Source organism: Sphingomonas sp. (assembly GCF_031372575.1).
In the GTDB taxonomy this organism is placed as follows: Bacteria; Pseudomonadota; Alphaproteobacteria; order Sphingomonadales; family Sphingomonadaceae; genus Sphingomicrobium.
On sequence record NZ_JANMLM010000045.1, the window covers coordinates 1 to 5,884 of the forward strand.

The 5,884-nt window shown below is 64.2% G+C and carries 7 protein-coding genes and 2 pseudogenes; 4 read left to right on the forward strand and 5 right to left on the reverse strand.

The annotated features are described in order from the left end of the window. The 3 genes and pseudogenes from RMN73_RS03460 to aat form a co-directional block, all read left to right on the forward strand. Nucleotides 1–763: pseudogene (locus RMN73_RS03460) on the forward strand (acetyl-CoA carboxylase biotin carboxylase subunit); the annotation flags it as partial. After that, nucleotides 760–1,101, forward strand: coding sequence for an arsenate reductase (glutaredoxin) (gene arsC, locus RMN73_RS03465; protein ID WP_309601925.1), 342 nt, complete (start codon nucleotides 760–762; stop codon nucleotides 1,099–1,101). The pseudogene RMN73_RS03460 and the gene arsC, both read left to right, overlap by 4 nt. A gap of 10 nt (nucleotides 1,102–1,111) precedes the next feature. Further along, on the forward strand, nucleotides 1,112–1,855 hold the full coding sequence (gene aat, locus RMN73_RS03470; protein WP_309601926.1) for a leucyl/phenylalanyl-tRNA--protein transferase: 744 nt from the start codon (nucleotides 1,112–1,114) through the stop codon (nucleotides 1,853–1,855). 35 nt (nucleotides 1,856–1,890) lie between these two features. On the opposite strand, the pseudogene RMN73_RS03475 reads toward aat, so the two are convergent. The 5 genes and pseudogenes from RMN73_RS03475 to RMN73_RS03495 all read right to left on the reverse strand — a co-directional run. Beyond that, nucleotides 1,891–2,190, reverse strand: a pseudogene (locus tag RMN73_RS03475) (DUF2155 domain-containing protein); the annotation flags it as partial. A gap of 68 nt (nucleotides 2,191–2,258) precedes the next feature. Further along, entirely contained in the window at nucleotides 2,259–2,648 is a 390-nt protein-coding gene (locus RMN73_RS03480; RefSeq protein WP_309601927.1) for an NADH:ubiquinone oxidoreductase subunit NDUFA12, read from the reverse strand. A 31-nt stretch (nucleotides 2,649–2,679) separates the two neighbouring features. Further along, on the reverse strand, nucleotides 2,680–3,078 hold the full coding sequence (locus RMN73_RS03485; protein ID WP_309601928.1) for a DUF192 domain-containing protein: 399 nt from the start codon (nucleotides 3,076–3,078) through the stop codon (nucleotides 2,680–2,682). Nucleotides 3,079–3,143: 65 nt separating this feature from the next. Further along, nucleotides 3,144–3,809 carry a cold shock domain-containing protein gene (locus RMN73_RS03490; RefSeq protein WP_309601929.1) on the reverse strand — a complete coding sequence of 222 codons (666 nt, stop codon included), beginning with the start codon at nucleotides 3,807–3,809 and terminating at the stop codon, nucleotides 3,144–3,146. 77 nt (nucleotides 3,810–3,886) lie between these two features. Then, nucleotides 3,887–4,426 (reverse strand): regulatory protein RecX, encoded by a 540-nt coding sequence (locus RMN73_RS03495; protein WP_309601930.1) that lies wholly within the window; start codon nucleotides 4,424–4,426, stop codon nucleotides 3,887–3,889. 92 nt (nucleotides 4,427–4,518) lie between these two features. Here RMN73_RS03495 and RMN73_RS03500 point away from each other — a divergent pair. After that, nucleotides 4,519–5,884: fatty acyl-AMP ligase (locus tag RMN73_RS03500; protein WP_309601931.1), on the forward strand; the 1,366-nt coding region annotated here is incomplete at its 3' end.

A 5,884-nucleotide genomic window follows, 5' to 3' on the forward strand; every position in this document is an offset into this window, starting at 1 on the left:
CACCGTCTATCTCGAAAAATATCTCGGCGATCCGCGCCACATCGAATTCCAGATTTTCGGCGACGGCGAAGGCAAGGCGATCCACATCGGCGAACGCGATTGCTCGATCCAGCGGCGCCACCAAAAAGTGATCGAGGAAGCCCCCTCGCCGGTCATCTCGCCCGAACAGCGCGCGCGGATGGGTGGAATCGTCGCCAAGGCGATGGCCGACATGGGCTATCGCGGCGCAGGAACGATCGAGTTCCTCTACGAGAATGATGAATTCTACTTCATCGAGATGAATACCCGGCTCCAGGTCGAACATCCGGTGACCGAATTGATCAGCGATATCGATCTCGTCCGCGAGCAGATCCGCGTCGCGCAGGGCGATGGCCTATCCTGCACGCAGGATGAGGTGGTGCTCCACGGCCACGCCATCGAATGCCGCATCAACGCCGAGGATCCGGTGACCTTCGCCCCCTCTCCCGGCCTCGTGAAAAATTATGTCGCCCCCGGCGGCATGCATGTCCGCGTCGATAGCGGGCTCTACGCCGGCTATCGCGTACCGCCTTATTACGACAGCATGATCGGCAAGCTTATCGTCTACGGCGTCACCCGCGACGATTGCATCATGCGATTGAAGCGCGCGCTCGAGGAGTTCGTGGTCGAAGGCATGAAGACCACCGTCCCGCTGCAGCAAAAAATCATCCGCACCGAGGCGTTCAGGACTGGCGACTACACCATCAAATGGCTCGAACAATGGCTTGAGAATCCGACCGAATGAACGCCACCATCCTCCATAATCCTGCCTGCGGCACCTCACGAAAGACACTTGAGATCCTCCGCGACGAAGGCGCCGACGTCACTGTGATTGAGTATCTCAAAACCCCGCCATCGCGCGACGAATTGGTGCGGCTCTACCAACGCGCCGGGATTACCCCGCGCGACGGCCTGCGTGCCAAGGAGGCGCTGGCCACCGAACTCGGTCTCGCCGACGCCAGCGACGACGCGATCCTCGACGCGATGATGCAGCACCCGATCCTGATCAACCGGCCTTTAGTCGAAACCGAGCGGGGCGTCCGCTTGTGCCGCCCGCAAGACATGGTCCGCGAGTTACTATAAGCTCGGGCTCATGAGCGGCCTCGACCCCCGGATCCTGCTGCGCGGTTACGCCGCCGGTATCTTCCCGATGGCCGACAGCCGCGATGCCGAGGAGATTTTCTGGGTCGAGCCACGCGAACGCGCGATCATTCGGCTCGACCAATTCCGCCTGTCGCGCTCGCTCGCCAAGCGGGTTCGCAGCGACGCCTTCACCGTCACGCGTGACACCGCCTTCGCCGAGGTCATCCGCGCTTGCGCTGACCGGCCCGAGACGTGGATCAACGCCGACATCGAACGCGCCACGCTCGGCCTCCATGCCGCCGGACAAGCCCATTCGATCGAATGCTGGCAGGACCGCGAATTGGTCGGCGGTCTCTACGGCGTCCGCCTCGGCCGCGCCTTCTTTGGCGAATCGATGTTCAGCAGCCGCACCGACGCGTCGAAGGTCGCACTGGCGTGGCTCGTCGCTCGCCTGCGCGTCGGGCATTTCAAATTGCTCGATTGCCAGTTCATGACCGATCATCTCGCCTCGCTCGGCGCGGTGACGATCGCCCGCGATGCTTACGTAGCGTTGCTTTCCGGGGCGCTCGGGGCCGGGTCGACGGCGGGCGCGTCGGTGGCTGGCTCGGCCGCATTGGTCGACGTAGATGATCCCGACGTTCTGCCACCGCCTGATTTCGGGGCGCTCGATGCATTGCTCGATCCCCGCGCCGACGGCGGCGCTTCGGCAGCCCCCGGCCAGGTCATCGCGCAGCTCCTGACCCACGCATCATAGACCGGATGCTCGACCACGTTGAGCGACGGGCTCTCCTTGTACAGCCAGCCCGAGAACACCCGATACCATTTGCCGTCGGGCTTGAGATTGTCGAGCTGGACGAACGCGCCGGTTAGTCGCTCGGTTTCCCACGGCGCGGTCGAATCGCATGCCCGAAGACGAATGGTGACGTCCTTTACCCGAACCGCCTGGCCCGGCCTGAGCGTGAAATCGCGGACGATCCCGTTACGCTTGTTGAGCAGGGCGATCACCGCCACGCGCTCGGCCATCGGGGTCACGCCCGCAGTGTCGATCCCTGGCGGAAGGGTTTCGGCAACAATTTTATTCTCGGCCATCGACTCCTCGCGATCGCACGCCGCGACCGCCAGGCTCAGCGCGCATAGTCCAAGGACGCGCTTCGCAATCACGTTTGGTCGGGCGTCCAGGCGCTGTAGTCGCCGGTCGCGGCGGGGCGCTGGCCGCCACTGCGCATCGACCCCGCGGGTCGCCACGCCTGGTCGCTGCCGGTCAGATTGGCCTGCGGCGCGAGTTCGAACGCGCGCCGCTCGGGCAGCGCCTTGTCGGGCACGTCGTCGATCGTCCCGCGAAGCCACGCATTCCACCCCGGCGACACGCGGCTGCTGTCATTGGCGCCGGCGTAGATTACCCAGCGGCGCGCGGGATCCGTGCGGTGGCGGAAATAGGCATTGCCGGCGTCGTCGCGCCCGGCTTCCGCGCCATGACGGCGGGAGAATAGCGACGTGCCCCACGATGCGCCGTTCCACCAAGTGAAGGCATTTGCGAAAATTCCCATGGCGAGCCGTTAGCGCCGTTGAGCCATGCGATCAACGCTTCCAGTCGACCTGGTCACCATCACCGATACCAAGCTCCGCCGCGCGCCCTCCGGCCAGCTCAAGCACCGCTTCGACGTCGCCGCCCGATGGGACCGGCTCCAGCGAGTAAGGCACGGTATTGGCCTCGATCCGCAAGATCGTACCCCCCGGCGCGACGAAAATCATGTCGAGGGGAATCAATGTGTTCTTCATCCAGAACGCAACTTCGCGTGGCTGTTCATATGGGAAGATCATGCCGCGATCGTCGGCCAGCGTGGCGCGGTTCATCAGTCCGGTCTGCTGCTGCTGGCCGGTGCGGGCGACTTCGACGATCAAGCGGTGGGTCTTGTCGCCCGACTGGATCGTCAGCGGGACTTGCTCGAGCCCGGCGTCCGAGCGCTCAAGAGCCACGGGTGCCGACGCCGGCTGGCAGGCTGCTGGCGCTGCAACAAGGGCGATGAGCAGGAATCTGAAGTTCAGGCGAGCCGCAGCTCGACTGCGGTCAGGCCCTTGCGACCTTCCGCGATCCGCGCTTCGATCCGGTCGTCCGGATGCAGATCGGCCAGCCCCGCCACGCGCACCGTCTCCATGTGGACGAAGATATCCGCATCGGGCTCCGCAGGCCGATTGACGAAGCCATAGCCCTTCACGCGATTGAACCATTTCACCTCTACCAGCTCGAACGTTCCGGCGGCGTCGGTCAACGCCTGGCGGTCGGCACGGTCGGCGGCGGGAATGGCGGGTCGCGGCGGGATCGGCAAGGCCTCGCTGAGGTCGATCGAGATGATTCGCCGGGCCTGGAAACCGCGATCCTGCTGTTCGGCGATGCATTCGATTATCGCACCTTCGGGAAGGCTCCGCCGGCCATGGTCGCGGAGCACCGAAAAATGGATCAGCACATCGCCCTCGACATCGTCGCTGACCAGGAACCCAAAACCGCGCGTGGCATCGAACCATTTGATCCGGCCGCTGATCGGGATTCCGTCGCCATCGTCATACGCTTGGTCGCCATCGATAGCTGCTTCAGCTTCACCCGCGACGTCATCCTCGTCGCCATCGCTAAGAATCGCATGCGCGGCTGTGGGATCGCCCGCAGCCGGCGAATTGGCGGCCCGCGCCTTGCTGTCTCCCGTCTGACGCACGGCCAGTTCATACCATGTCGGGGCAAATGGTAAAACCGTCGCGGAGGAAAACGGTAAAGTCGCGCCCTGTCAGTTGGTTACACTTCCGAATCAAAATCGGGCGGCAGGTTGAGCACCCTTTTGGCAAGCTCGAACGGGTGTCCGGCGCGGATCATCGCGGCCAGCGCCTTGTCCGAGTCCCGTCGATCGGGCGGGCTGGTGGCGAACGGCCCGATCCGTTTGCGCCGGGCAAACTTCAGCGCTGCCTCGCTTGCTCCATCGCGCGCCAGATCACGCGCGGCGGCCCCATCCTCTTCCTCGATCCCGGCCGCACGCAACTCACCCGCGACCCGCCGCTCGCCATAGCCGCGCGATCCCAGTGTGCGCGCCTTGGCCAATGCATAGGCCGGGTCGTCAATGTAGCCCGCATCGGCCAGTTTCTCGACAATTGCGGCAAGTGGCGCTTCTCGCTCGCCAGCCCAGCCGCGTTCGTTGAGCTTGCGCCTAAGATACTGGCCAAGCTTGGATCGGCTGGTCGCAAACCGCGCGACATAGCTCAACGCAACCTCCCGTAGCGCCGCTTCATCGAGCGGCGGGCGCACTTTGCGTTCTCTGCTACGGGGCTGGCGGTCACGCATATCGCCATGTTTGTGCCACACTCCCCTACCATCACGCAAAGTGTCGCAGCCAAGATCGACTGCAAGGCGTAACTGATCACGATATACCGACGATGACCGAGCTTTCCCCCAACGGCGCAACGCCCACGCTCGACGGGCTTGCCCGTCGGCTCGCCGATTTCGAGACGGTTGGCGACGCGCTCGATTATGCCGCAACCGGCGCTCGGGGGATGAATTTTCACGACGCCCGCGGCACGCTGACCCGCGCTTATCCTTATGCCGATCTTCGTACCGATGCCTTGGCGCATGCCCGGCGCTTCGTCGCGCTTGGGCTGGTGCCCGGTGACCGGGTCGCGCTAGTGGCGGAGACGGGCGCTGAATTCGCCGCCTGCTTCTTTGGCGCGATCTACGCCGGGCTGTGGCCGGTACCATTGCCCCTGCCGACCAGCTTCGGCGGTCGCGAAGCCTATGTCGCGCAATTGCTGGTCATGCTCGAGAGCAGCGACCCGCAGCTGTTCCTCTATCCCCCCGAACTTGCCGAATTTTCGATCGAGGCAGCGACGCAGCGTAACGTCAAGGCACGCGATTGGGACAGCCTTACCGAGGTTGAGCAGTCGACGGCCGATCTTCCTGCCAACACCGGCAGTTCGATTGCCTACCTGCAATATTCCTCGGGCTCGACCCGCTTTCCGCATGGCGTTGCCGTCACCCATCGCGCGTTGCTCGACAATCTCCACGCCCATTCGATGGGCATCGAGCTGCAGGATACCGACCGCTGCATCAGTTGGTTGCCTTGGTACCATGACATGGGGCTGGTCGGCTGCATGCTCTCGCCGCTCGCCAACCAGGTCAGCGTCGATTATCTCAAGACCGAGGATTTCGCGCGACGCCCGCTCGCCTGGCTCGACCTGATCAGCCGCAATCCCGGCACCACGTTGAGCTACTCGCCGACCTTCGGCTATGACATTTGCTCGCGCCGGATGAGTTCGCAAACCCGCGCTGCCGACCGCTTCGACCTGTCGCGCTGGCGGATTGCCGGCAATGGCGCGGACATGATCCGCCCCGACGTGATGCAGGCGTTCGTCGATGAATTCGCCGACGCCGGGTTCAAGGCGCAGGCCTTTTGCCCGTCCTACGGCCTCGCCGAAGCAACGCTTGCGGTATCGATCATGCCGCCCGGCGAAGGCATTCGCCTTGAGCTGGTCGAGGAATCCGAACTGTCGGGCGCTGGCACACCGGCGCAGGAACGCCCGCGCCGCTACCGTGCGATCGTCAATTGCGGCAAGCCGGTGATCGGCATGGAAGTCGAAGTGCGCGATGGCGACGGAAGCGTGATGGCCGAGCGCGGGATCGGCAAATTATATTGCCGCGGCTCATCGGTCATGCACAGCTATTTCCGCGATCCCGAATCGACCGACGCCTGCCTTTCGGCCGACGGCTGGCTCGATACGGGCGACATGGGCTACGTTTCGGCCGGCT